17 protein-coding genes and 1 riboswitch are annotated in these 25,452 nt (G+C 50.7%); of the genes, 5 read left to right on the top strand and 12 right to left on the bottom strand.

Annotated features, from left to right (window positions below):
• The first annotated feature begins 14 nt into the window (after positions 1–14).
• Positions 15–371, top strand: coding sequence for a fumarate reductase subunit FrdD (gene frdD, locus B4923_RS00085; RefSeq protein ID WP_109052324.1), 357 nt, complete (start codon positions 15–17; stop codon positions 369–371).
• Positions 372–888: 517 nt separating this feature from the next.
• On the opposite strand, the gene B4923_RS00080 is transcribed toward frdD, so the two are convergent.
• Entirely contained in the window at positions 889–1,020 is a 132-nt protein-coding gene (locus B4923_RS00080; RefSeq protein ID WP_109052659.1) for an entericidin A/B family lipoprotein, read from the bottom strand.
• A gap of 186 nt (positions 1,021–1,206) precedes the next feature.
• Positions 1,207–1,773: an elongation factor P gene (gene efp, locus B4923_RS00075; RefSeq protein ID WP_109052323.1), complete on the bottom strand. Its 567-nt coding sequence runs from the start codon at positions 1,771–1,773 to the stop codon at positions 1,207–1,209.
• A 39-nt stretch (positions 1,774–1,812) separates the two neighbouring features.
• On the opposite strand from efp, the gene epmB reads away from it, so the two are divergent.
• The gene (gene epmB, locus B4923_RS00070) at positions 1,813–2,865 is read left to right on the top strand and encodes an EF-P beta-lysylation protein EpmB (protein WP_109052322.1); all 1,053 of its coding nucleotides are present in this window, start codon (positions 1,813–1,815) and stop codon (positions 2,863–2,865) included.
• A 166-nt stretch (positions 2,866–3,031) separates the two neighbouring features.
• Here the strand turns inward: epmB and B4923_RS00065 are convergent, their stop codons facing one another.
• Positions 3,032–3,376, bottom strand: a complete 345-nt coding sequence (locus B4923_RS00065; RefSeq protein ID WP_109052321.1) for a DUF4156 domain-containing protein — start codon at positions 3,374–3,376, stop codon at positions 3,032–3,034.
• A 381-nt stretch (positions 3,377–3,757) separates the two neighbouring features.
• Here B4923_RS00065 and B4923_RS00060 point away from each other — a divergent pair, with 381 nt between their 5' ends.
• Complete coding sequence (locus B4923_RS00060; RefSeq protein ID WP_109052320.1) at positions 3,758–5,191, top strand: capsule assembly Wzi family protein; 1,434 nt, start codon at positions 3,758–3,760, stop codon at positions 5,189–5,191.
• 58 nt (positions 5,192–5,249) lie between these two features.
• Here B4923_RS00060 and pgi read toward each other — a convergent pair whose 3' ends face one another.
• A complete protein-coding gene (gene pgi, locus B4923_RS00055; protein WP_109052319.1) occupies positions 5,250–6,899 on the bottom strand; it encodes a glucose-6-phosphate isomerase in 1,650 nt (549 codons plus the stop codon).
• 169 nt (positions 6,900–7,068) lie between these two features.
• Positions 7,069–7,264, top strand: a riboswitch (Lysine riboswitch).
• 123 nt (positions 7,265–7,387) lie between these two features.
• On the opposite strand from pgi, the gene lysC reads away from it, so the two are divergent.
• Complete coding sequence (gene lysC / locus B4923_RS00050) at positions 7,388–8,764, top strand: lysine-sensitive aspartokinase 3 (RefSeq protein ID WP_109052318.1); 1,377 nt, start codon at positions 7,388–7,390, stop codon at positions 8,762–8,764.
• Positions 8,765–8,837: 73 nt separating this feature from the next.
• Here lysC and B4923_RS00045 read toward each other — a convergent pair whose 3' ends face one another.
• The 4 genes from B4923_RS00045 to metH form a co-directional block, all read right to left on the bottom strand.
• A complete protein-coding gene (locus tag B4923_RS00045; RefSeq protein ID WP_109052317.1) occupies positions 8,838–10,484 on the bottom strand; it encodes a Na/Pi cotransporter family protein in 1,647 nt (548 codons plus the stop codon).
• A 332-nt stretch (positions 10,485–10,816) separates the two neighbouring features.
• Complete coding sequence (gene foxA / locus B4923_RS00040; RefSeq protein ID WP_109052316.1) at positions 10,817–12,928, bottom strand: ferrioxamine B receptor FoxA; 2,112 nt, start codon at positions 12,926–12,928, stop codon at positions 10,817–10,819.
• Between the two features lie 213 nt (positions 12,929–13,141).
• Positions 13,142–14,098 (bottom strand): helix-turn-helix transcriptional regulator, encoded by a 957-nt coding sequence (locus B4923_RS00035; protein ID WP_109052658.1) that lies wholly within the window; start codon positions 14,096–14,098, stop codon positions 13,142–13,144.
• Positions 14,099–14,404: 306 nt separating this feature from the next.
• On the bottom strand, positions 14,405–18,088 hold the full coding sequence (gene metH / locus B4923_RS00030; protein ID WP_109052315.1) for a methionine synthase: 3,684 nt from the start codon (positions 18,086–18,088) through the stop codon (positions 14,405–14,407).
• 192 nt (positions 18,089–18,280) lie between these two features.
• On the opposite strand from metH, the gene iclR reads away from it, so the two are divergent.
• Positions 18,281–19,114: a glyoxylate bypass operon transcriptional repressor IclR gene (gene iclR / locus B4923_RS00025; protein WP_109052314.1), complete on the top strand. Its 834-nt coding sequence runs from the start codon at positions 18,281–18,283 to the stop codon at positions 19,112–19,114.
• A gap of 45 nt (positions 19,115–19,159) precedes the next feature.
• Here the strand turns inward: iclR and aceK are convergent, their stop codons facing one another.
• The 4 genes from aceK to metA form a co-directional block, all read right to left on the bottom strand.
• Entirely contained in the window at positions 19,160–20,911 is a 1,752-nt protein-coding gene (aceK, locus tag B4923_RS00020; protein WP_109052657.1) for a bifunctional isocitrate dehydrogenase kinase/phosphatase, read from the bottom strand.
• A 52-nt stretch (positions 20,912–20,963) separates the two neighbouring features.
• Positions 20,964–22,271, bottom strand: coding sequence for an isocitrate lyase (aceA, locus tag B4923_RS00015; protein ID WP_109052313.1), 1,308 nt, complete (start codon positions 22,269–22,271; stop codon positions 20,964–20,966).
• Between the two features lie 31 nt (positions 22,272–22,302).
• The gene (gene aceB, locus B4923_RS00010) at positions 22,303–23,901 is read right to left on the bottom strand and encodes a malate synthase A (protein ID WP_109052312.1); all 1,599 of its coding nucleotides are present in this window, start codon (positions 23,899–23,901) and stop codon (positions 22,303–22,305) included.
• A gap of 277 nt (positions 23,902–24,178) precedes the next feature.
• Positions 24,179–25,108: a homoserine O-acetyltransferase MetA gene (gene metA, locus B4923_RS00005; protein WP_109052311.1), complete on the bottom strand. Its 930-nt coding sequence runs from the start codon at positions 25,106–25,108 to the stop codon at positions 24,179–24,181.
• Positions 25,109–25,452: the final 344 nt, after the last annotated feature.

Below are 25,452 nucleotides of genomic sequence, written 5' to 3'. Positions count from 1 at the left end.
TCAGGAGGAATAACGTGATTAATCAAACGCCAAAACGTTCCGATGAACCCCCTTTCTGGGGTTTGTTCGGCGCCGGTGGTATGTGGAGTGCGTTTTTCGCTCCCGTCATTATCCTGCTGGTTGGTGTACTATTACCGCTTGGCCTGTTTCCGGATGCGCTGACCTATGAACGTATCGCGGCATTCAGCCAAAGCTTTATCGGTCGCGTCTTCCTGCTGCTGATGATTATCCTGCCAATCTGGTGTGGCCTGCATCGTCTTCACCACGCCACGCACGATCTGAAAATCCATATTCCCGCCGGGAAATGGGTGTTTTATGGTCTGGCAGCGATTCTGAGCGTCGTAACTATCATTGGTGTCGTCACGCTGTAAGCGAGACCTTGTCTGCTATTAACGGCCTGCCTATGCAGGCCGTTTTCTTTTCCAAATTAGCAGAGACCGCTGCACATTCGATGATTCCCCGGCTAATTGATTAATTCATCTATCCCAATAAGCCGGCTAATCGGCAAAAGGCGGAAACCATAATTAAAGGAACGGCTGAAAATGTCAGAAATCAATAATCAAAATGGGGGAGAAAAGCAGAATATTAATCAGTGAGGAATAATTATCATTTAATAAATGACCTGTTTATGATGCAGGCCCTGACAAACTATGCGACTTAACAAATAACCATTTTAACTAATGTTGATTACAAATCATGATTGAGTTCAAACAGGCCGGACTCAGAAATGAGTATCACCTCATGGCTTTATCCCGGGGCATAAAGAATACTCTCTCCATCGCCCAAATATAACCCGTTTGAAACAACCTTTTTAAATAAGTAACCTCATCGCCATCCAGAGGAAAACGCCATGGTAACGCTTCCCTCATATGAAGAACCTTTTACCGCTTACTGCGCACTACGCTGTATCGCTTCCCCTCCGGCTTCAACATCCTGTCCAACACCGCGGGTAGTGTTACACCCCACAACGGCTGATAGAATTAGCACAGAGAGAATAGCAGCAAGACTTTTCTTCAACATAAGTAATTCCTTCTTAAAGGTAAGAGAGAGCGTCTCCTTAAGCATAGTCAATATTGACTATTTCGTGGCACTTTTCATGCTTAATGAAGGAATCAGGCTTATCCAGACAAAAAAACCGCCTATCGAACTGTCCAACCTGCGGGTGACAGCTCGATAAAAGCGGTGTTTTTTTAAAAAAAGAATTAATTACTTAACGCGGGATACGTACTCGCCAGAACGGGTATCCACTTTGATCACTTCGCCAATCTGCACAAACAATGGCACTTTTACTACCGCGCCAGTGCTCAGAGTCGCAGGTTTACCACCTGTACCGGCAGTATCGCCTTTCAAACCCGGATCAGTATCGGTAATTTCCAGTTCAACAAAGTTCGGCGGCGTCACGGAAATCGGCTGACCGTTCCACAGCGTTACGATACATTCGGCCTGATCAAGCAGCCATTTGGCGTTGTCGCCAACCGCTTTCTCATCCGCAGCCAATTGCTCGAACGTTTCGTTATTCATGAAATGCCAAAACTCACCGTCGTTGTACAGGTAAGTCAGGTTCATATCGATAACATCCGCACCTTCGGCAGAATCCGTGGATTTGAATGTTTTTTCGATCAACTTGCCAGTCAGCAAACGACGCATTTTCACACGTGCGAAAGCCTGGCCTTTACCCGGTTTGACGAACTCACTTGATTCGACGGCATAAGGTTCGCCTTCGAACATGATTTTAAGACCGGAACGGAAATCGTTGCTAAAATAAGTCGCCATAAAGGCCCTCTACATTTGATACTGGTACTAAGCCAAAAAATGGCACACATTGTAACCCTAAATATACCTTCCAGAGAAGATTGGTTGCAGCAACTTGCAGACGTAATTACCGATCCGGAAGAATTACTGCAACTTTTGGCGCTGAGTGACAACGCCAAACTCCGGCAAGGCCATGATGCCCGTAAGCTTTTCCCGCTGCGTGTTCCCCGAGCTTTCGCGGCACGCATGCAAAAAGGCAATGCGAACGATCCGCTATTACTACAGGTGCTCACCTCAGGCGAAGAATTCATCGTCACACCGGGATTTAGCCATGATCCGCTGGACGAGCAGCACAGTGTCGTACCGGGGCTACTGCATAAATACCACAACCGCGCGCTACTGCTGGTAAAGGGCGGCTGCGCCGTCAACTGCCGCTACTGCTTTCGTCGGCATTTTCCCTATCAGGACAACCAGGGCAACAAGACAAACTGGCGTCAGGCGCTGGATTATATCCAGGCGCACCCCGAACTGGATGAAATTATCTTCTCCGGCGGCGATCCGCTGATGGCGAAAGACCATGAGCTTAATTGGCTGATCACCGAACTGGAAAACATACCGCATCTGAAGCGACTGCGTATCCATACACGCTTGCCCGTGGTGATCCCGGCACGGATTACCGATACGCTGTGCCAGCGCTTATCACAGACATCGCTTCAGGTTTTGCTGGTCACGCATATTAACCATCCGCAAGAGATTGACCCTGATTTAACACAAAGTATGGCTCGTTTGCGCCGCGCAGGCGTCACTCTGCTGAATCAGAGCGTCCTGCTGCGTGGGGTGAACGATAACGCGGACACATTGGCAAACTTGAGTAACGCGCTGTTTGACGCAGGCGTACTACCTTATTATCTCCATGTTCTGGATAAAGTGCAGGGCGCCGCGCATTTTCTGGTCAGCGACGATGAGGCCCGCTCGCTGGTAAAAGCACTGATGAAAAAAGTGTCTGGCTATCTGGTTCCCCGCCTGGCACGAGAAATCGGCGGAGAAGCCAGTAAAACGCCGCTGGATTTGCGGCTCCGGCAAAGTCATGACGAAGACGTCACGCTCAGATAAAAAACACCGGGCGTGTTTTTCAACGTCGCTTGCGACGGCCCGCAGGGTAGCGGGCAGGGACAGCCCGCCATAAAAAACCGGCGCATGCACCACTGCGCATACGCCGGACTATTTATTAAATACAATTTGTTGAATACAAGACCCAGTCAGGAAAAAAGCCTCTCGCTTAAGGACACTTGTACACGCTGCCAACCATCTTGCTGTCTAATGGTGCAAAACTTGACCAGAAAGTTTCACTCGGGCTGGTCGTACCATAAATGGTATTCCCCCCCATCGCCGCAGCTTTATTACGCAAATCGTTCGCCGCACCGCGCATTGAACTGCCATCGCTCCCATGACCAGATAACCAGTTAGACTGGCTACCGCTAACCTGCCCCAGTAACTGGCACTCATCACCCGGTTTGGTGTCCGTAAACGTCACAGCCTGCCCTGCGGCACTGAGTTGATTGGTTGTATTACAGCCGGCAAGCAAGATGACCGCGGAGATACCCAGTAACATGCGAATCTGCATTTTCCCCTCCATGATATTGAAAATAAAAGACATCGGCAGAGAACATCACACAACTCACGCCTACTGAAATTATTGTTAACCCATACCGCTATTCTATACTTTAAAAACTGCACAAGCGTTCCGTGATTTAATACAATGATATTCATATAGAAAACCACGAATAGAGAGCAAATGGGATCAAATGGACTTTCAGTATTATCTGAAAAAAACCGCTAACGCAATTTATGTTTTTTTCAATCATTTAACGCTCTGTATGCTGTGCATGGGACATTTTAGCTACATCTGTCATTTATGCATCTCTCAGCGATACCTTAGGTAAAAGGAATATTCGCTAAACGAAAGATAGCAAGATAATGTTGCGCCATAAAGGAACCTGACAATATGTCTACCAACAAACTATTAATGGCCATCAGTGGCATGTTTTTATGTGTGTCAACCAGTCAGGCCGCTGGTTTAATTACGCCGGATAGCACTCTTCGCAACGATCTCGCCTGGCTGGCCGATCGTGGCGTCATCCAGACCAGCCTCTCTACCTGGCCGCTAAGTCAGGAAGAAATTGAATCCGCGCTGGCGCAGGCTACCCCCGTTACCGATACGGAAAGGCGTGTTATCAGCCGAGTTGAGCAACGAATCGGCCAATTAAAATCCAACGTTCGTATTACAGGCTATACCTCCACCGATAAACCGGGTTTACCTCAGGGATTTGGCAGTACGCATGCCAGCGATCATGCTTTGTCTATTGGCGCGGGGGCCAGTGATGAGTTCTGGGATGTCAATCTTAAAGGGACGGTTGAAGGAAATCAGCGAATTGAAGATCAGTCCCGCTGGAATATGGACGGCTCCTACGGCGCCGTTAAGATTTTTAATCAATGGTTATCGTTCGGGAAGGTAGCGCAATGGTGGGGACCCGGCTATGACGGCAGTCTGATTCGCTCCGACTCTGCCCGTCCGGTTACAGGATTCATTTTACAGCGCGCCGATCAGTCACCGTTTGAGACCCCCTGGCTTTCATGGATTGGCCGCTGGCAATATCAGCTGTCGGCAGGACAGTTGGAGCAATATCACGCTGTTCCCGAGACCAAGTTGGTTGGGGGGCGTTTTACCATGATGCCGACTAATTTCATTGAGTTAGGCGCATCTCGCTACATAATGTGGGCCGGTAAGGGGCGCCCGAACAGCTGGGGCTCTTTTTGGGATGCCACCACTGGCCGTGATAACACCGGCGACCCTAATCGTGATCCAGGCAACCAGTTGGGCGGTTTTGACGTGAAATTGAAATTACAGCCGCTTATTGGTTTACCGGTCAGCATTTATGCCCAATCGACGGGAGAAGATGAAGCCGGTTTCCTTCCATCGAAAAATGCCTATCTGGCGGGTATTGAAGGCCATCCTGAATGGGGTACTTCTACAATCCACTGGTACGTCGAGGCTGCCGACACCCGTTCTGAATTCAAAGACAAGAATGTGATCTATAACCACTTTATTTACAAAGGTGGTTACTATCAACAAGGTTATCCTCTGGGTCATGCCATGGGCGGCGGCGGTCAATCCCTGTCAGGGAAAATAGAGCTGGCGCTTGACGATGGACAACGCTGGAATACCCGTCTCATGTACGCGAAAGTTAACCCCGCCAATCAAAGCTTCAACAAGGCTTTTCCCCGCTCTGATACTTTGAAAGGTATCGAAGTAGGCTGGGGCTATGACTTCCAGTCCAAAGTGAAGTTTGATACCAGCGTGTGGTATACCGATAGCGATCACAATACCAGCGACGATGTGGGCGCCGGCATTGGTATAGAAATACCGATTAATCTTTAAGGATTACAGAACTAAAAAGGTGGGGACTCCCCCACCTTTTCTTCTCATGCTGTCAGAATCAGGCACGCCATTTTTTGAAGCGGTTAATCAGGCCATTGGTTGAACTGTCATGGCTGGACACTTCTTTTGCATCTTCCAGCTCCGGTAAAATACGATTAGCCAGTTGTTTACCCAACTCCACACCCCACTGATCGAACGTGAAGATGTTCAGAATTGCGCCCTGAGTAAAGATTTTGTGTTCATAAAGTGCAATCAATGCCCCCAGGCTGTAAGGCGTAATCTCACGCAGCAGAATCGAGTTAGTTGGGCGGTTCCCTTCAAAAACCTTGAAAGGCGCCACATGTTCAACCTCTTTCGCCGTTTTACCTGCCGCGGCAAATTCCGCTTCGACGACGTCACGGCTCTTACCGAATGCCAGCGCTTCCGTTTGCGCGAAGAAGTTGGACAACAGTTTGCTGTGGTGATCGCTCAGTGGGTTATGGCTCAATGCCGGCGCGATGAAATCGCAGGGAACCAGTTTGGTTCCCTGATGAATCAGCTGGTAAAACGCATGCTGACCATTGGTACCCGGCTCCCCCCAGATAATCGGGCCGGTCTGATAATCCACTGGATTACCGTTGCGATCGACATATTTTCCGTTGGACTCCATATTTCCCTGTTGGAAATAGGCGGCAAAACGGTGCATATATTGGTCGTAGGGCAGAATCGCTTCTGTTTCGGCCCCGAAGAAATTGTTGTACCAAATCCCGATAAGCGCCAGCAACACCGGCAGATTCTGTTCCGCTGGCGTTGAAGCGAAATGCTTGTCCATCGCATGAGCACCGCTCAGCAGTTGCTCAAAGTTATCAAATCCCAGCGAAAGAACAATCGACAGGCCAATGGCTGACCACAGAGAGTAACGTCCGCCAACCCAGTCCCAGAACTCGAACATGTTGTCGGTATCGATGCCGAATTCACCAACAGCTTTTGCATTGGTAGACAAGGCCGCGAAGTGTTTTGCGACATGCTTGTCGTCCTGCGCCGTTTTCAGGAACCAGTCACGGGCACTGTGCGCATTGGTCATGGTCTCCTGAGTGGTAAAGGTTTTGGAAGCGACCAGGAACAGGGTGGTTTCAGGATTCAGCGGCTTCAGCGTTTCTGCGATATGCGTGCCGTCCACGTTGGAGACAAAATGCATATTCAGATGATTTTTATAGGGTTTCAGCGCCTCGGTCACCATGTACGGGCCCAGATCGGAGCCACCGATACCAATGTTCACCACATCAGTGATTGCTTTACCGGTATACCCTTTCCAGTCGCCACCGATAACGCGTTCGCTGAACAGCTTCATTTTTTCCAGCACCGCGTTCACTTCCGGCATGACATCCTTGCCATCGACCAGAATCGGGGTATTACTGCGGTTACGCAGAGCGACATGCAGCACGGCCCGCCCTTCCGTCTGATTGATTTTTTCACCGGAGAACATGGATTTAATCGCTCCCGCCAAATCCGTTTCCCGCGCTAATGCCTGTAGTTTCTCCAACGTTTCATCTGTGATGCGGTTTTTGGAGTAGTCCACCAGCATCTGATCGTCAAACGTTGCGGAAAAACGGCTGAAACGGTTGCTATCCTGTGAAAATAACTCACTGATTTTCAGGTCTTTAACCGTTTCAAAATGCTGTTGCAATGCTTTCCATGCGGCAGTCTGGCTTGGATTGATCTTCTTCATAACGATACTTTCTCTCTCAGTATGAATTCAAAAGTTACTGAATCGATTGTATCCCGTAAAACGCCGATTGAGATCCCTTTTCTTGCTAAATAACCCTCACCCGCTTTTGTTTATTGACAGCAGCAGGATTACCCGTTATTTCTAACGGTGTACTTGCACATTCAGTGTGCAAGCCAGAAGAGGAGCGTTGCCCAGGTAAGGTATCGGAGGAACCGTAATCCGATGATGATACCCCAGGGGGAGCCACGCCGAGGTGATGTGTAATACGGTATTCATATCATCGACCGCAGGGGCTGAATCCTCTGGGTTGTCACCCGGTTCGTCCTGATTAAGGGCGTTCAGCAAGGTGGAGCGCTTCTGGGTGTATCGTAGTTTTTTACTTCTACGTCTGCTCCCTGCTTACCGCTCTTCCCTTGTGCCAAGGCTGATTAATGGACTGTGGTTGTTCACCCTGAAACAACCGCGCCCCTGACACGAGGTTTTTTGACATGTCTGCTACTGAAGTTTCTACACCAGCACCCCCTATCGTTATTGCCAAATTCGGCGGCACCAGCGTGGCCGATTTTGATGCCATGAATCGTAGCGCCGATGTCGTGCTTTCCAACCCTGCGGTACGGGTTGTTGTTCTGTCCGCGTCGGCAGGCATCACCAACTTGCTGGTCGCGCTGGCTGAAGGCCAGAATCAGGAAGAACGGACTCAGCATCTGGCCAGGATTCGTCAAATCCAATATGCCATTATCGATCGCCTGGAACAGCCTGACGTCATCCGCGATGAAATCGATCGGATGTTGGAAAACGTCACCACGCTGTCGGAAGCGGCTGAGCTGGCAACGTCCAACGCCCTGACGGATGAATTGGTGAGCCATGGCGAATTGATGTCCACCCTGCTGTTCGTTGAAATTCTGCGTCAGCGCAATGTGACTGCGGAGTGGTTCGATGTTCGTAAAATCATGCGCACCAACGATCATTTCGGCCGTGCGGAACCCGACTGTCAGGTGCTGGGCGAGCTGACGCGCAGCCAGTTGCAACCGCGACTCGAGCAGGGGTTAATCATTACCCAGGGCTTTATCGGCAGCGAAGCCAAAGGCAGGACCACGACGTTAGGACGCGGCGGCAGCGATTACACTGCGGCACTGCTGGGCGAAGCCTTGAACGCCGGCCGCATTGATATCTGGACGGATGTTCCCGGCATCTATACCACCGATCCTCGCGTGGTGCCGGCGGCAAAACGTATTGATGAAATTATGTTTGAAGAAGCCGCGGAAATGGCAACGTTCGGCGCGAAAGTGTTGCATCCGGCAACGCTCTTGCCAGCCGTTCGCAGCGATATTCCGGTATTTGTCGGTTCCAGTAAAGATCCGGCCGCAGGCGGTACGCTGGTTTGCAATAAAACTGAAAATCCACCGTTATTCCGTGCGCTGGCGCTGCGTCGCAAACAAACGCTGCTTACGCTGCACAGCCTGAATATGTTGCACACACGCGGTTTTCTGGCCGAAGTATTCAGCATCCTCGCCCGTCATAATATCTCTGTGGATTTGATTACCACATCAGAAGTCAACGTGGCCCTGACGCTGGATACCACAGGCTCGACGTCGACAGGCGATAGTCTGCTGTCCAGCGCCCTGCTGACCGAACTGTCTTCACTGTGCCGGGTGGAAGTGGAAGAAAATCTGTCGCTGGTTGCCCTTATCGGCAACAAGCTGTCTCAGGCCTGCGGTGTGGGTAAAGAAGTCTTTGGCGTACTGGAGCCGTTCAATATCCGCCTGATTTGCTATGGCGCCAGCAGCAACAACCTGTGCTTCCTCGTTCCCGGCAGTGACGCCGAGCGAGTCGTACAGACATTGCACCACAGTCTGTTCGAGTAACGAAACTCGCGCTCACTATTCGTCCTCAATAATGGGGGAAATATTCCCCCATTATTGACACGCTTAACAACAGCTACAGCGTCAACGGCGATTCTTCCCGCTCGTCATCGCCATCCGGCGAGACGATCAGCACGTTATAAGCCACGGAACAAAACAGCGAATTCAACCGATTCATATCCCCCAGCAACCCCAGGTGCAGCGAACTGGTTTCCAGACTCTGCACGTTCTGCTGATGCAAGCGATCGACATGGGCATGCGCATAGCGACGGTTCAGAATGCGGAAACGATGTTTGGCGCGGCGTAGACGCTTGGCGCTGGTCATATCTTCGGAAAGGAACACCGCCAGCCCAAGCCGCAGATTTGCCAATAGCTGTTCATGCAAATGATTCAGCTCTTCCAGGCCCTGAGCGGAGAAGGCTCGGCGCCCCGTCGATGAGTTATCAGCGACGTCATCCGCCATTCGCTCAATAATATCGCCCGCCTGCTCGAGGTTCAGCGCCACCTCTATCACTTCGGCCCAGCGGCGGGAATCCCGTTCATCTAAACCCTCTTTCTGGATCTGCGCCAGATAGAGTTTGATCGCGGTATAAAGCACATCGACATCGTCATCAAGCCGTCGAATCTCCCGACGCTGCATATGATCGCCCTTCATCACCTCCCGATAAAGCCGTAACATCTGCTCAAGCAAATCGCCGATACGCAAGGTTTCACGCGCGGCATTCGTCAGCGCCAGAGCGGGCGTATCCAACGCACTGGTATCCAGATGCCGGGGTTTCATCTGGATATCCACCTCCGGCGAATCGGCGATCATCACGCAGGACAACCGGGCAACCATCTCGGTAAACGGAATCAATATCAGACAGCGAATAAGGTTGTAGAAAAGGTGGAAATAAATAACCAGCTCTTCCGGCTCGAGCGGTAACCGCGCCAACCAGCGGGATAATGGCTCGACAAAGGGCAACACAATCACACAACCAATCAGCTTGAACAGTACGCTGCCCAGCGCCACCCGGCGACCCGCCGCACTCTGCGCCGAGGAGCCGATCATGATCAGCAACCCGCTGCCCAGGTTAGCGCCGATGACCAGACACATCGCCACTTCCAGAGAAATTACACCGCTGGCCGTCAGGGTTGCCGTCAGCAACACCGCCGCTAAACTGGAATAGCTCACGACAGCGAACAACGCGCCGACCAACGCATCCAACATAACGTCACCGGTCAGGGACGAGAAAAGCACTTTAACGCCTGCGGTTTGGGTGATGGGCGTCGCTGCCGCCACGATCATTTCCAGCGCCAGCAGAATCAGCCCCAGACCGATCGCGACCCGGCCAATCTGACCAACACGCGTCTGCTTACGACTGAGGAAAAAAATAACCCCAAGAAAAATCAGCAGCGGAGAAAGCCAGGAAAAATCGAATGTCAGTATCCTCACCATCAGCGCCGTACCGACATCCGCACCGAGGATGATAACCAGCGCGGGCGCCAATGCCACCAACCCCTGAGAGACAAAGGACGTCGTCAGCAACGCAGTGGCATTACTACTCTGCACCAGGGCGGTGACACCAATTCCCGCCATAAATGCCAAAGGTTTCTTCTCAACACTTTCGCCCAGTATCCGCCGCAAGCTGGCGCCATAGACCCGCATGATCCCGGTACGGACAATGTGAGTCCCCCAGACCAGCAACGCAATTGCAGCAAGCAAATGCAATAGTGTTAACACAAAGTTAAATCCTCTAAGATAAATGTGAATTTGAACATTCAACAGTCACCATATTACCAGATGTTCCCTAGCCGGGCTGCGAGACGAACCCTGCATGTGGGGAAACCAGCTGACAGGATTCAGTATGTCTAGTTAATTAGATAGCAATATTTAGAAAATAGAATTCAAATCAATAATACGTATATTTCTTCTTTAGCTGTAAGAAAAACGGATGCAGACCAAAACATCGTATGGCATGCATTGTATTAAAATGCCGGATGTTTACCGCATGTAAAAAAGCAGAGCGGGATAAATCCCGCTCTGCTTGGTTTTATCGCTGCAAAAACATGGTGTTAGAAAGAATAGGAAACGCTGCCTACAATACTGCGCTCGGCGCCAAAGTAGCAGAACTCCAATGAATTACAGGCCGCAACGTAACGTTTATCCGTCAGGTTATTTACGTTCAACTGGGCGCTAAGCCCTTTCAAACCGACCTTCGACAGATCGTAGCCTACCGCCATATCCACCAGCGTATACGAGGGCAGCGTGTGCGCATTGGCGCGATCGGAGGTGACGCCGTTGACATAACGCACGCCGGTGCCGATGGTCAGGCCATCCAGCGGGCCATTTTTCACATCATAACTGGCCCAGACGCTAGCCTGATTACGCGGCGCATAAACAGCGCGTTTTCCCTGTTCGCTCACATCATTGCTTTTCCTATAGCGGATATCCGTATAGGTATACGCGGCTTGCAGTCGCAGATTGTCAGTAATATGGCTAACGGCTTCCAGTTCCACCCCTTCCGATTCGATTTCACCCACGGAACGATAAGGATCGGTCGGCTGATTTTTGGTTGCCACATTCTTCTGATTAATGCGGAATACCGACAGGCTGTACTGGCTTAGTGAACCTTCCGGCTGATATTTCATACCGGCTTCCCACTGCCTGCCTTTCATCGGTTCAAGCACATTGCCATCCTCTCCAACAAAGCTGGTCGGCGTGAACGCGGTAGAATAGCTGACGTAAGGAGCAAAGCCAGAATCAAACAAATAGAGTAATGCCGCACGGGAACTAAAATTATCCTTGTCCAGCTCGCTACGTGCGCCATCGTTCTTGCTGATATTGGTCACTTTCACCCGATCGTGGCGACCGCCCAGCGTGAAACGCCAGCGCTCCCAGGTCATCTGGTCCTGAACGTAAATGCCCGTTTGTTGCAGCTTGTGCTTCTCAAGCGTTGAGGGATACATGGCCGTCGGCAATGCCCCATAAACGGGGTCAAAGGCATCAATACCCGGGAATGCACCTGAAGGCCAGTCCACATCGTTATGGCGCTGCTGATAGTCTATTCCCACCAACAGCCGATGGCTGACAGAACCCGTATCAAAACTGCCATCAAGCTGGTTATCCAGCGTAAGCGCAGAAAGTGATTCACGCGATCCGGAGTAGTAACGATTTAATGTGTTGCCCGTACTCCAGCCGTAAGCGTAGACCTGATCCAGGTGGACTTTAGTATGCAGATAGCGCAACTTCTGACGTACGGCCCAGCCGTTATCAAAACCGTGTTCGAAGTTGTATCCCACCATATTTTGCTTACGGTCATATTTCTCGTAATTCTCTTCACCTTCATAGAAATGGTTAGAGATTTTCTGACCATTATGGGCAATCACCGTACCTTCATACGGTAAACCCGAATGGCTGCCACCTTTCGGATCGCGATGCAGGTAAGCCATCAGATCCAGCCGGGTCTTATCAGAGATACGCCACGTCAGGCTAGGCGCGACGGCGTAACGCGCTTCTTTCAGCGGCCCGAACTGGGTATCAGCATAACGCGTCATACCGCTGAGGCGAAATGCCAGACGATCATCATCATCCAGCGGTCCAGTGATATCAAATGCCGCTCCACGCTGCGCGTTATTACCGGCAAACAGTTTGATCTGCCCGCTGCGCTCAAACGATGGCAAACGGGAGTTCAGCGCCACAATCCCACCCGGAGAAGCACGGCCATACAACACAGACGCAGGCCCCCTTACGACTTCGATACTATCCAGAAACCAGGGATCGACAACCAGAGAACTGTGGGAATTGGTATCCCCCATCATTTTCAGACCGTCAAGATAGACGTTATCCAGACTACCATCAGAAAAACCGCGCAGAACCATATAGTCAAAACGGTTAGATGCGCCTATTTGGTTGCTGAACACGCCGGGCGTATAGCTCACGGCCTGTCGGACGCTGATAGCACCTTGTTCCTGAATCTGATCGCGCGTAACGATAGAAACGGCCTGTGGCGTTTCTATATCTGGCGTAACCAGCTTGGTCGCACCGCTTTGTGTCTGAGAGGTAACCACCACCGTATCGTTTTTGGTAGAGGACGACGATGTCGTTTCTTCCTCTGCCATCGCTGATGCGCTGAAGCCGCCCGCGATACATCCCATCACAAGCGCCAGCCGCGTTTTTCTGAACATGTCAATCTCCGCAAGACCTTTGTTGTAAATAAGAATTATTACTGTTTTTGCGGACGCCATAGCTATGCGCAATGACGGTTTACGTATGCGCGATGACAAAAGTGCTCAGTACCGGGAACTTTGAGAGAAACGCCTCACCTTCCTGCATCAGGAAACCCGAACATTCATGGAAAAAAGCGATTCAGAGGAAAGAAAACGGTCAGGAGAACCGTCTCAGGTATTGGTTCGAACAACGCTCGGCGCGAAACCGTAGCGTCGCCGAAATGCGGTGGCAAAATTGGTGGCATGCTGATAACCAGACATCCAGGCCGCCTGCTGGACGCTATAGCCTTGCTCCAGATAGCGGCGGGCCAGCTCCAGCCGGCAATCCCGCAGATAATCGAACACCGCATGCCCGTAAGTTTGGCGGAATTTGGTTCTCAGGCTACTGGGACTCATGGCAGCCGTTTGCGCCAATTCCTGTAGCGTGTAAGATTTTTCAGGCTGCTGCCGTAATAACTGACGAACATGCTCCAGTCGATTTTGTTCGCCGGGCGAAAGTAATCCGCCGCGCTCCCGGCCCATCGGATCCGCTGACAGACTCTGCCCCAGAAGCTGCAACATAACGCCTTCCAGCATAAACTGGCGCGATATCCCCGATATATTACCGTCGAGCGCATATTGCAGGCCGGACAGGAGATGGCCTGGCACCTGCCACACAAACGCCGGGCTTTCACCGCATTCCCATTCATGCAACAAAGATGAAATCAGCGGTTGGGGCCGGAAACTCGCAGGATTAATGCCAAGCGTCAGGGTTTTGAGGTGATAATCCGCCTGGTGGCTGGCATTCATCACTAGTTGCTCACCCAACCGGGTACTGAACGCCATGCCCGACTGCACGATAAACTCGCGATTATTCAGCCGAATGACCACCCGGCCTTCCAGCACGATCAGCGTATACAGGGGGGAGCAATGCAGCGAGGTGGATTCATAGGGTTGTAAAACCTGCACATTGGAATTCGTCAGACAGATGCCCGACGACAGCACCATCTCTTCAACGTTTCCCTGTACGACGGTACGCTTTGCTTTATAACGATCGCAGCTCCCTGCCAGCGCGGGAAAATGGTAACGAATCCCATAGCGCTCGCCAAAATCAAAAAAATCTTCTATCGAAAAGTGGCGTTTCAACATCGCGGGAGAGTGTGCGTTCATCATACTTCGCATCAACCATCAGGCCAGACCAATCTGGCGAAAACAGCACCAGAGTAATGATTACGATGCTCACCATATCATTAGCCCTTCCAGCCATCAATAATATTGATAAGCATTCTCATTAGAGTATTTTTTATAATATGAAAAACCATCAGGTAACACTGGGTAAGTTTGGCGGCAACGGCGCATAGTGCGGGTGCATAGTGCAGGGGCATTCTGCACTATGCAAAACACGCTTATTTTTCGTGCAGGATAAACCGCAGATTTTCGCTGTCAGGCGCAGACTTAATCCGCATCATATCCCAGATTCGGCGCCAGCCAGCGTTCCACCTCGTTTATATCCATCCCTTTACGCCGGGCGTAATCTTCTACCTGATCGCGTTGAATCTGCGCCACGGCAAAATACTTGCTGTCAGGATGGCTGAAATACCAGCCGGATACCGATGCCCCCGGCCACATGGCATACGACTCCGTGAGTTTCATACCGGTATGTTTTTCAACATCCAGCAACTGCCAGATCTGCGCTTTTTCGGTATGATCGGGACACGCCGGATAGCCGGGAGCAGGTCGGATCCCCTGATAGTTTTCGCGGATCAATTCGTCATTACTGAGATTCTCATGCGCGGCATAACCCCAATAAACTTTGCGCACCCGCTCATGCAGATACTCGGCAAAGGCTTCTGCCAGTCGGTCTGACAATGCTTTCACCATGATCTTATTGTAATCGTCATGCAAAGCATCCCATTGATCGGCCAGCGTATCTTCTTCCAGACCGCCCGTCACAGCGAATGCGCCAAGATAGTCCGGTTTGCCGCTGGACTTCGGTGCCACAAAGTCGGACAGACAATAATTCGAAAAATCCGTTTTTTCTGTTTGCTGACGCAAATGATGACTGACTACCAGCACCTCATCACGTCGTTCGTCCGTATAGATCTCCACATCATCCCCGACCCGGTTGGCCGGGAACAGTCCGACCACCCCGCGAGGATTAAGCGAACCGTTTTCAGAGAGCGCGTCCAGCATGGCATTGGCGTCCGTAAACAAACGCCTGGCCTCTTCGCCCACCACCTCGTCTTCCAGAATACGCGGGTATTTCCCCGCCAACGACCAGGTCATGAAGAAGGGCGTCCAATCGATATAATTACGTAGCGTTTCGATGCTGGCCGTGACGGCCTGTACGCCCAAACGATGAACAACCGGGGGGATATAGTTTTCCCAATCCAGCGCGGAAGCGTTATCACGGGCGACGTCCAGCGTAACCGGTGGCGTTCTGGGTTTTTTACGGGCGTGCTGAATACGTACCGTATCGTATTCCTTGCGGGTGCGAGCAACAAAATCATTGTACTGAGTGGCGGATAACAGCGCCGAAACCACCCCTACCGAGCGGGACGCATTCTGCACATAGACCGTCGGGCCGCTATAGTTTTGTTCGATTTTCACCGCCGTATGGGCTTTAGAGGTTGTCGCCCCGCCGATTAACAACGGCATCGTAAACCCCTGACGCTGCATTTCCTTCGCCACGTTCACCATTTCATCCAGCGAAGGGGTAATCAAGCCGGATAACCCGATGATATCCACCTTTTCTTCCCGCGCGGTCTTCAGGATTTTATCCGTTGGCACCATCACGCCAAGATCGATAATGTCGTAGTTATTACACTGTAATACCACGCCGACAATGTTCTTGCCGATATCGTGTACATCCCCTTTCACCGTCGCCAGTAAAATCTTTCCGGCCGTGGTGCCTTTGGCTTTACTGGCTTCGATATAAGGTTCGAGATAGGCCACCGCCTGCTTCATGACGCGGGCAGATTTCACCACCTGCGGCAAAAACATTTTCCCGGCGCCAAATAAATCGCCAACCACATTCATGCCATCCATCAACGGCCCTTCGATAACCTCAATGGGGCGTGTCGCCTGCTGACGGGCTTCTTCGGTGTCCGATTCGATAAATTCGGTAATGCCTTTGACCAGCGAGTATTCCAGACGTTTGTTAACCGCCCAGCTTCTCCATTCAGCCTGCGGTTTGTTACTTTCGTCTTCTGACTTGCTACCACGGTATTTTTCGGCCAGATCGAGCATACGTTCCGTCGCATCATCGCGGCGGTTAAGGATCACATCTTCAACGGCATCGCGCAGTTCAGCCGGAAGATCGTCATAGATCGCCAACTGTCCTGCGTTCACGATCCCCATATCCATGCCGTTACGGATCGCGTGATAAAGGAAAACGGCGTGGATGGCTTCACGCACCATATCGTTGCCCCGGAAAGAGAACGATACGTTGGAAACGCCGCCAGAAATCATCGCATGAGGTAACTGGGCTTTGATGTCCGCGCAGGCCTCAATGAAATCCACCGCATAGTTGTTGTGCTCTTCAATCCCCGTCGCCACAGCGAAAATATTCGGGTCGAAAATAATGTCTTCCGGCGGGAAACCCACTTCTTCAGTCAGTATCTGGTAAGCCCGGCGGCAAATTTCAATTTTCCGGGTGCGGGTATCCGCCTGCCCCACTTCATCAAATGCCATCACCACCACGGCCGCGCCATAACGCCGGACCAATTTGGCATGGTGAATAAAGGCTTCAACCCCTTCCTTCATGGAAATTGAGTTAACGATGCCTTTGCCCTGAATACATTTCAGCCCCTGCTCGACGACGGCCCATTTTGAAGAGTCAATCATGATCGGCACACGGGCAATATCAGGCTCGCCAGCGATCAGACTAAGAAAACGGATCATCGCGGCTTCGGCATCCAGCATGCCTTCATCCATGTTGATATCGATGATCTGAGCGCCACTTTCTACCTGCTGACGGGCGACATCCAGCGCTTCATTATATTTTTCTTCTTTAATCAGCCGCTTGAATCGCGCAGATCCCGTCACGTTGGTGCGTTCACCCACGTTAACAAACAACGTATTGGCATCAATATTCAACGGTTCAAGACCCGCAAGGCGGCAGGCAACCGGTATTTCGGGTAATTTTCTAGGTGCAACGCCTTCGACAACCCTGGCGATAGCGGCAATATGCGCCGGCGTGGAGCCGCAGCATCCCCCCACAATATTCAGAAAACCGGACCGGGCCCATTCCCCGATATGTTTCGCCATCTCTGCCGCATCCAGATCGTACTCGCCGAAGGCGTTAGGCAACCCGGCGTTCGGGTGCGCCGATACGTAGCATTCAGCGATACGCGACAGTTCCGCTACGTACTGGCGCAGCTCATCCGGTCCCAGCGCGCAATTCAGGCCAAAAGAAAGCGGGCGGGAATGACGCAGTGAGTTATAAAAGGCTTCCGTCGTCTGGCCGGACAAGGTGCGTCCGGACGCATCGGTGATCGTGCCGGAAATCATCACCGGCAGTTCGACCCCCAATACTTCAAATTCGCTTTCAACCGCAAATATCGCCGCTTTGGCATTCAGGGTATCGAAGATGGTTTCGATCATGATCAAATCAACACCGCCTTCGATCAACGCACGGGTTGATTCACGGTAGGCATCGACCAGTTGATCGAAGCTGACGTTACGAAAGGCAGGATCGTTCACATCCGGGGAGATTGACGCGGTTCGGTTGGTCGGCCCCAACACGCCGGCGACATAGCGAGGTTTATCCGGCGTCAACGCGGTCCATTTATCGGCGCAGGCACGCGCCAGCTTTGCCGCCGCCGTATTGATCTCCGCTGACAGAGACTCCATCGAATAATCCGCCATCGCGATCGTCGTGGCGTTGAAGGTATTGGTTTCGAGAATATCAGCGCCGGACTTCAGGTAAGCATCATGGATTTCCGTAATTACCTGTGGCCTGGTTAATACCAGAAGATCGTTATTGCCCTTAACGTCACTTGGCCAGTCGGCAAAACGCTCACCACGATAATCTTCTTCCTGCAAGCGATAGCTTTGGATCATGGTTCCCATACCACCATCCAACACCATAATGCGTTGCGCCAACTGACGGCGCAATTCGTCTACCCGATTAATCACAATAACCTCATTCCCAATTCCCAGCCGATAGATAACCCGCCATATCCTAACATAAGTTGAGAATCCGCTAACGTCACGCCACATGAGACTTTTTCAGGCAGAATGGTTATTTACGCGTCAGAGAAAGAAGTGTTGCATTATTTGATAAAAAAACGAAAATCAATTCCATTATCACAATAGGGAATCAACGCTATGACGCCACCAGAGCCAGTCAAAAGAGGCAAAAAACCCAGAGCCAGTGCCGCAACGCCAGCCCACGCCACTGGACAGGTGCAGTCTCTGACGCGCGGTTTGACGCTATTGGAATATATCGCCAAAGCAAACGGCAGCGTCGCGCTGACCGACCTGGCCCAGCAGGCCGGATTACCCAACTCCACCACCCACCGTTTGCTTACCACCATGCAGCAACAGGGATTTGTCCGGCAGGTGGGGGATCTGGGGCTATGGACCATCGCCTCTCACGCTTTTATTGTCGGCAGCAGTTTTCTGCAAAGCCGCAATTTGCTGGCAATTGTGCATCCTATCCTGAGAAAACTGATGGAAGTATCCGGTGAAACGGTCAATCTGGCCGTGCTCGATCAGGCCGATTGTCAGGCTATCATCATCGATCAGGTTCAATGTACCGCGCTGATGAGAATGTCCGCGCCGATTGGCGGCAAATTACCGATGCATGCTTCCGGTGCCGGCAAAGCCTTTCTGGCGAATTTACCAGAAAGTCAGGTAACCCAGTTGCTGCACAAAAAAGGGCTGCATGGTTATACCCCGCATACGCTGAACTCGCCGCAAAACCTGAAAGACAACCTGTCGCTGATCCGCAAACAAGGTTATTCCTTCGATGATGAAGAACATGCGCTGGGATTACGTTGCATCGCGGCCTGCATTCTGGATGAGCACCATGAGGCCTTTGCCGCCATCTCGATCTCCGGCCCGGTTTCACGAATTACCGATGACCGAGTGACCGAACTGGGTGCGTTGGTGATTAAGGCTGCAAAACAGATCACCAACGAATACAGCGGCATACGCTGAGACGGGGAGCGACGTTAACGCGCGCGCCCCCGTCCGCTCGTGGTTTCAGGCGATAGCCTGCACGGCATTGCCTTCCAATGTTCGCTGACTAAAACGCTTCCTGCGACGATAAGCGTAGACATCTTCAATATGGCCGTTACGGATACGCTGCTGCAACGCCCGCCAGTAATCGGCACGAAACAAATCACCGTGCATTTCCTCAAATAGCGAGTGCAACTGGCGGTCGCTACACAAAAAATGGCGAAACTCTTCAGGAAACACATCGTTGGGCGCGACGCTATACCAGGGCTCCGCGGCCATCTCATCTTCGGGATAACGCGGCGGCGGAATATCACGGAAATTCACTTCGGTCATATAGCAGATTTCATCGTAGTCGTAGAACACCACCCGCCCATGTCGGGTTACACCGAAGTTTTTAAATAGCATATCGCCCGGGAAAATATTGGCGGCAGCCAACTGTTTGATCGCATTGCCATACTCTTCAATGACATCGTGCAGTTGCTGTTCTGTCACTTGTTCAAGATAAAGATTCAGCGGGGTCATTCGTCGTTCCATGTACAGGTGACGAATCACGATCCGCTCGCCCAGGTCCTCCAGTTTTTCCGGTACTTCGCGCTGTAATTCCTCCATTAACTCAGGGCTGATACGGTGTTTCTCAATGACAAAGTTTTCATACTCTTGCGTATCAGCCATTCTCCCCACGCGATCGTGCTCTTTTACCAGACGATAGCAGGCCATAACCCGCTCGGCGTTAACGTCTTTTTGCGGCGCGAAACGATCCTTTATCACTTTAAATACCCGATCGAATGATGGCAGCGTGAACACCAGCATCACCATACCTTTTACACCGGGCGCAATAATAAATTGCTCCTGAGATCCGGTAATGTAATGAAGATATTCGCGGTAATACTCCGTCTTACTGTGTTTCTGGCAGCCAATAGCCAAATACAGCTCAGCAGTTGTTTTGCCTGGGAGAATATCGCGTAACCAGGTCACCAACGCCGAAGGCAAAGGGGCATAGACCATAAAATAGGAACGGGCGAAACCGAATACAATACTGGCTTCAGACTGGCTGGTCAGGCAGGTATCAATGAATACCGCGCCGTGTTCGTTATGGTGAATCGGCAACAGAAAAGGGAACAGCCCCTCGGGCAATGACAATTTCCCCACTAGCCAGGCCGCTTTATTACGATAGAACAACTCATTGGCAACCTGTAACGTTGCCTGAGAGAGCTGTTCCGCCGAGAAGGTGCGCTGAAGATAATTCATAATGTATGAAATATCTCTGGGCAGATTTTCCCACGGTAAACGCAGAGGTAAATCCCCTAACAATCTTTCCAGCATTGCCCGCCAACCATCGGAGGGGAGAAACGTACGCGCAATAGGACGAGGGATCTCCCGGAAACGTCTTTCTGGCTGGGAACTGAAAACAAATAATTTATCGGGAGTGAGTTCCCGATGGTTAAACAGTCGGCAATAAACTGAATTGAAAAAGCTTTCTGCAATTTCAAAGCGCGGATAATCAGGCAACAGCTGCGTGTAGATCTGCTTTACCCGGCCGAGGAAATCCGCGTCATAACATCGCTGGCCGGAAATGCAGCGCAACTGCTCAACCACCAACCCGACATGATGATCGTAAAGATGGATACGTTGCTTCATGGCCTGCTGTACGGCTGGCCAGTCCGCTTGCTCGAATCGCTGCTGCGCCCCTGAAGTGACCTCCAGAAAACGACCGTATTGCGCATCAAACCCCTGCAAAATCGTCTGTGCCACCAGTTGTTCAAGGTCACGAACCATCATTCATGCTCTCCACATGCAGCTCGGCCAGCACCAGTCTGGCCGTTTGGTCTCAGAATTGCTGCTCTTCCGTCGATCCCGTCAGGGCAGTGACGGAAGACGCTCCGCCCTGAATAATGTTCGTCACCTTATCAAAATAGCCCGTACCGACTTCCTGCTGATGTGATGAGAAAGTATAACCATCCTTTATCGCGTCAAATTCCGGCTGCTGTACTTTCTCGACATAATGCTTCATGCCTTCCCCGCGAGCATAAGCATGGGCCAGATCGAACATGTTGAACCACATACTGTGGATCCCAGCCAGCGTAATGAATTGATACTTGTAACCCATTGCCGACAGCTCATCCTGAAAGCGTGCAATCGTGCGGTCATCCAGATTCTTCTTCCAGTTAAAGGAGGGAGAACAGTTATAAGCCAGCAGCTTACCGGGATATTTAGCGTGAATCGCCTGTGCAAAACGACGCGCCAGCGCCAGATCAGGCGTGGAGGTTTCGCACCACACCAGATCGGCATAAGGCGCATAAGCCAGACCACGACTGATAGCCTGTTCTACCCCAGCCCGGGTGCGGTAAAAGCCTTCCATGGTTCGCTCACCGGTAATAAACGCTTTGTCATATTCATCACAATCAGAAGTCAACAAATCCGCAGCATCAGCATCGGTTCGCGCTACCAGTAACGTCGGCACCCCCAGCACATCCGCAGCTAAACGGGCGGCTACCAGTTTCTGAATAGCTTCCTGGGTTGGCACCAGGACCTTACCGCCCATATGCCCACACTTTTTGACAGAGGCGAGCTGATCTTCAAAATGAACCGCCGCCGCCCCCGCTTCAATCATCGACTTCATCAGTTCAAAGGCATTCAGGACACCGCCGAACCCCGCTTCCGCATCGGCGACAATCGGCAGAAAATAATCGGTATAGCGTTTGTCACCCGGCTCAATTTGATTGGCCCATTGAATCTGATCGGCTCGCCGGAACGTGTTATTGATTCGTTCAACCACCGTCGGCACCGAGTTAGCTGGATACAATGACTGATCGGGGTACATACTGGATGCCAGATTCGCATCGGCAGCAACCTGCCAGCCAGAAAGATAAATAGCCTCAATTCCCGCTTTTGCCTGTTGCAAAGCCTGTCCACCGGTCAATGCGCCCAGACAATTGATATAGCCTTTACGGGACTCGCCGTGTAACAGTTTCCATAATTTGGCGGCCCCCAACCGGGCCAGCGTACATTCAGGGTTTACCGAACCACGTAAATTAATCACGTCTTCAGCACGGTAAGGACGGGTAATGCCTTCCCAGCGAGTACTTTTCCATTCCTGCTCAATCTGTTGAATCTGTTGGGTACGAGAAGTCGTCATAGCTGCGATTCCTTTTTATTATCAGTCAGAATTAGTCAAGCAATGCATAACCAGGTAACGTCAGGAAATCGATCAATTCATCCTGCGTCGTGATTTGTTCCATCAGCCGGGCAGCGTCATCAAACCGACCACCGCTAAACTGCGCGTCTCCCAACTCCTCCTGGATCACCAGCATCTCTTCAGCCAACATCTGCTGAAACAACGCTTTGGTGATCGTTCGTCCGTCACTCAAGGTTTTCCCGTGATGAATCCATTGCCAGATTGAAGTACGTGAAATCTCAGCGGTCGCCGCATCCTCCATCAGCCCGTAAATTGGCACGCAGCCATTGCCCGAGATCCAGGCTTCGATGTACTGCACCGCGACGCGAATATTGGCGCGCATCCCGGCTTCGGTTCGTTCGCCGGGACACGGCTCCAGCAATTCCCTGGCACCGATCGGCTCATCGTTCTCACGCCGAATGTCGAGCTGGTTTTGACGCGTCTCAAGCACCCGATCGAAAACCTCCATTACCGTATCCGCTAAGCCGGGGTGGGCAATCCAGGTACCGTCGTGACCGTTTCTGGCTTCGAGTTCCTTATCTTTACGCACTTTGTCCAGCACCCAGGCATTCCGATCGGGATCCTTACTGGGGATAAAGGCCGCCATTCCCCCCATTGCAAATGCTCCGCGGCGGTGACAGGTTTTGATCAATAATCTTGAGTAGGCATTCAGGAAAGGTTTCTCCATCGTCACTGACTGACGATCGGGCAGGACACGATCGGGATGGTTTTTCAGCGTTTTGATATAGCTGAAAATGTAATCCCAACGGCCACAGTTCAATCCAACAATATGATCGCGTAAATGGTAAAGGATCTCGTCCATCTGGAAGACGGCTGGCAGCGTTTCAATCAATACTGTGGCTTTAATCGTTCCTCTCGGAAGCACAAAACGATCTTCAGCATAGCAAAAGACCTCATTCCACCATGCAGCCTCTTGCCACGACTGCATTTTTGGCAAGTAAAAGTAGGGACCGCTGCCTTTCGCCAGTAGTTCTCGATAGTTGTGAAAGAAGTAGAGTGCAAAATCAAACAGACTTCCGGAAATCGCTTCGCCTTGAGCCGTCACATGTTTTTCAGGCAGATGCAAGCCGCGTACACGACAGATCAGAACGGCAGGATTTGGCTTTAACTGATAAATCTTTCCCGTCTCATTGATATAAGAAATCGTTCCTCGTATGGCATCACGCAGATTAAGCTGACCCTCTATCACCTTGTCCCAGCCAGGAGAAAGAGAATCTTCAAAATCAGCCATAAAAACCTTTACGTTGGCATTCAATGCATTGATAACCATCTTGCGTTCAACAGGGCCGGTAATTTCAACACGCCGGTCTTTCAGGTCATCAGGAATGCCGCGGACTCTCCAGTCATCATCACGAATGGAAGCTGTTTCCGAAATAAAATCTGGCAGTTGGCCATGATCAATCTTGCGCTGCTGCACCTGCCGTTCAGCCAATAGCTGATTCCGTGCAGATGTAAAACGCCCGACTAATTCAGTCAAGAAATCAACGGCTTCATCCGTGAGAATTTGTCTTTCAACATCACCAAAACGCTGACTGAACGCCAATTCTCTGCTTATTGTCTGTTGCGTCATTTCACTATTCCTTTTCAGAATCCTCGTAGCTAATCGACTTATCTGGCCGGCAGATGAAATATGAACATTTCTTAACCGACAGTTTTAAGCGTAATCCAATAAAACAAAAAATCAAAAACTATTTCCATTTTAAATGTTAAATGCATTTAATTAATTGATATATAAATACATTAATTTATAAAAATAAAAGAAAGCACTTTCATAACGCAAGATGATGAGAAAGATGAAAACAAAAAAGGCGCCTGAAAGGCGCCTTGAGAAGAACAATGGAGAGCGATTATTCCAATGTCGGATTCATACGACGTAAATCATATGGTGTGATCTGATAAACGTAGTAGTTCAGCCAGTTCACAAATAACAAGTGGCCATGACTGCGCCAGGTTGCTTTCGGTGCAATCTGCGGATTGTTGTCAGGAAAATAGTTCACTGGAACAATCGGCTCCAAGCCTGCGTCGTAGTCACGGAAAAATTCATCCGCCAAAGTATGAGCATCGTACTCAGGATGGCCAGTGACAAAAGCCAGACGTTTATCCTTACTGGCGAACAGGTAGGCTCCAGCCTGTTCGGACTCAACCAGAATATCCAAATCGGTATACTGGCGAATGACCTCAGTTGGGAAATCCGCATAACGGGAATGTGGCGCTAAAAAGGTTTCATCAAAACCGCGAGTCAGCAATGCATGCGGCAGCAAGGTTTGATGTGAATAAACACCCGACAGCTTTTCCTGACGAGTCATCTTAGGAATGTCATACAGAATATTCAATGCTGCCTGCACGGCCCAGCATACAAACAGCGTTGAGGTGACATGCTCTTTTGCCCATGCGATGACACGTTCTATTTGTGGCCAATAAACCACATCACAGAAATCTACCAACCCTAATGGCGCCCCGGTAACAATCAAGCCGTCAAAATTTTCATCCTGAATATCGTCGAAGTTACAGTAGAAAGTATCCAGATGTTCTGCTGGCGTATTCTTTGACTCACGGCTATCTATGCGCAACAGTTGAATGTCGATCTGCAATGGAGAATTCGATAGCAGCCGTAGAAACTGGTTTTCCGTTTCGATCTTCTTAGGCATCAGGTTCAGCACCAGCACTTTCAGAGGACGAATTTCCTGCGTTTTAGCACGCGAGGAAGTCATCACAAAGACGTTCTCGTTGCGTAGAAAATTGACGGCTGGTAACTCATCAGGAACCCGGATTGGCATGACCTTACATCCTCACAGCATACGTTTATATGTTTATACGTTTAGACTTCTAGATGCCCGAAAAGATAGCGAGTTTTTATACGAATGTCGAGCGATCACTGACTAAGGTGAAAATGTTTCATCACTATTCAAAATAAGTTTATGCACTTTTAGTATATGCAGAGATGAGTTATTGCCGAAAGAAAACAGAAAGACGGTAAAGGTAAGTTTAATCAGCAGGTTATATAAGATTCGAGATAAAACCGATCTCATGCCTTACAGAAATCATGTGATAAAAAATGAGTAGCGCTACAACGCAAAAAGCCCCCGTCTTTCGACGAGGGCTTCTCACTATTTGATGCCTG

Origin of the sequence: Brenneria roseae subsp. americana, assembly GCF_003115815.1 — a bacterium.
GTDB classification, from domain to species: Bacteria; Pseudomonadota; Gammaproteobacteria; order Enterobacterales; family Enterobacteriaceae; genus Brenneria; species Brenneria roseae.
Note: the sequence above shows the minus strand (reverse complement) of the source record. Positions and strands in the feature narration are given on the sequence as shown.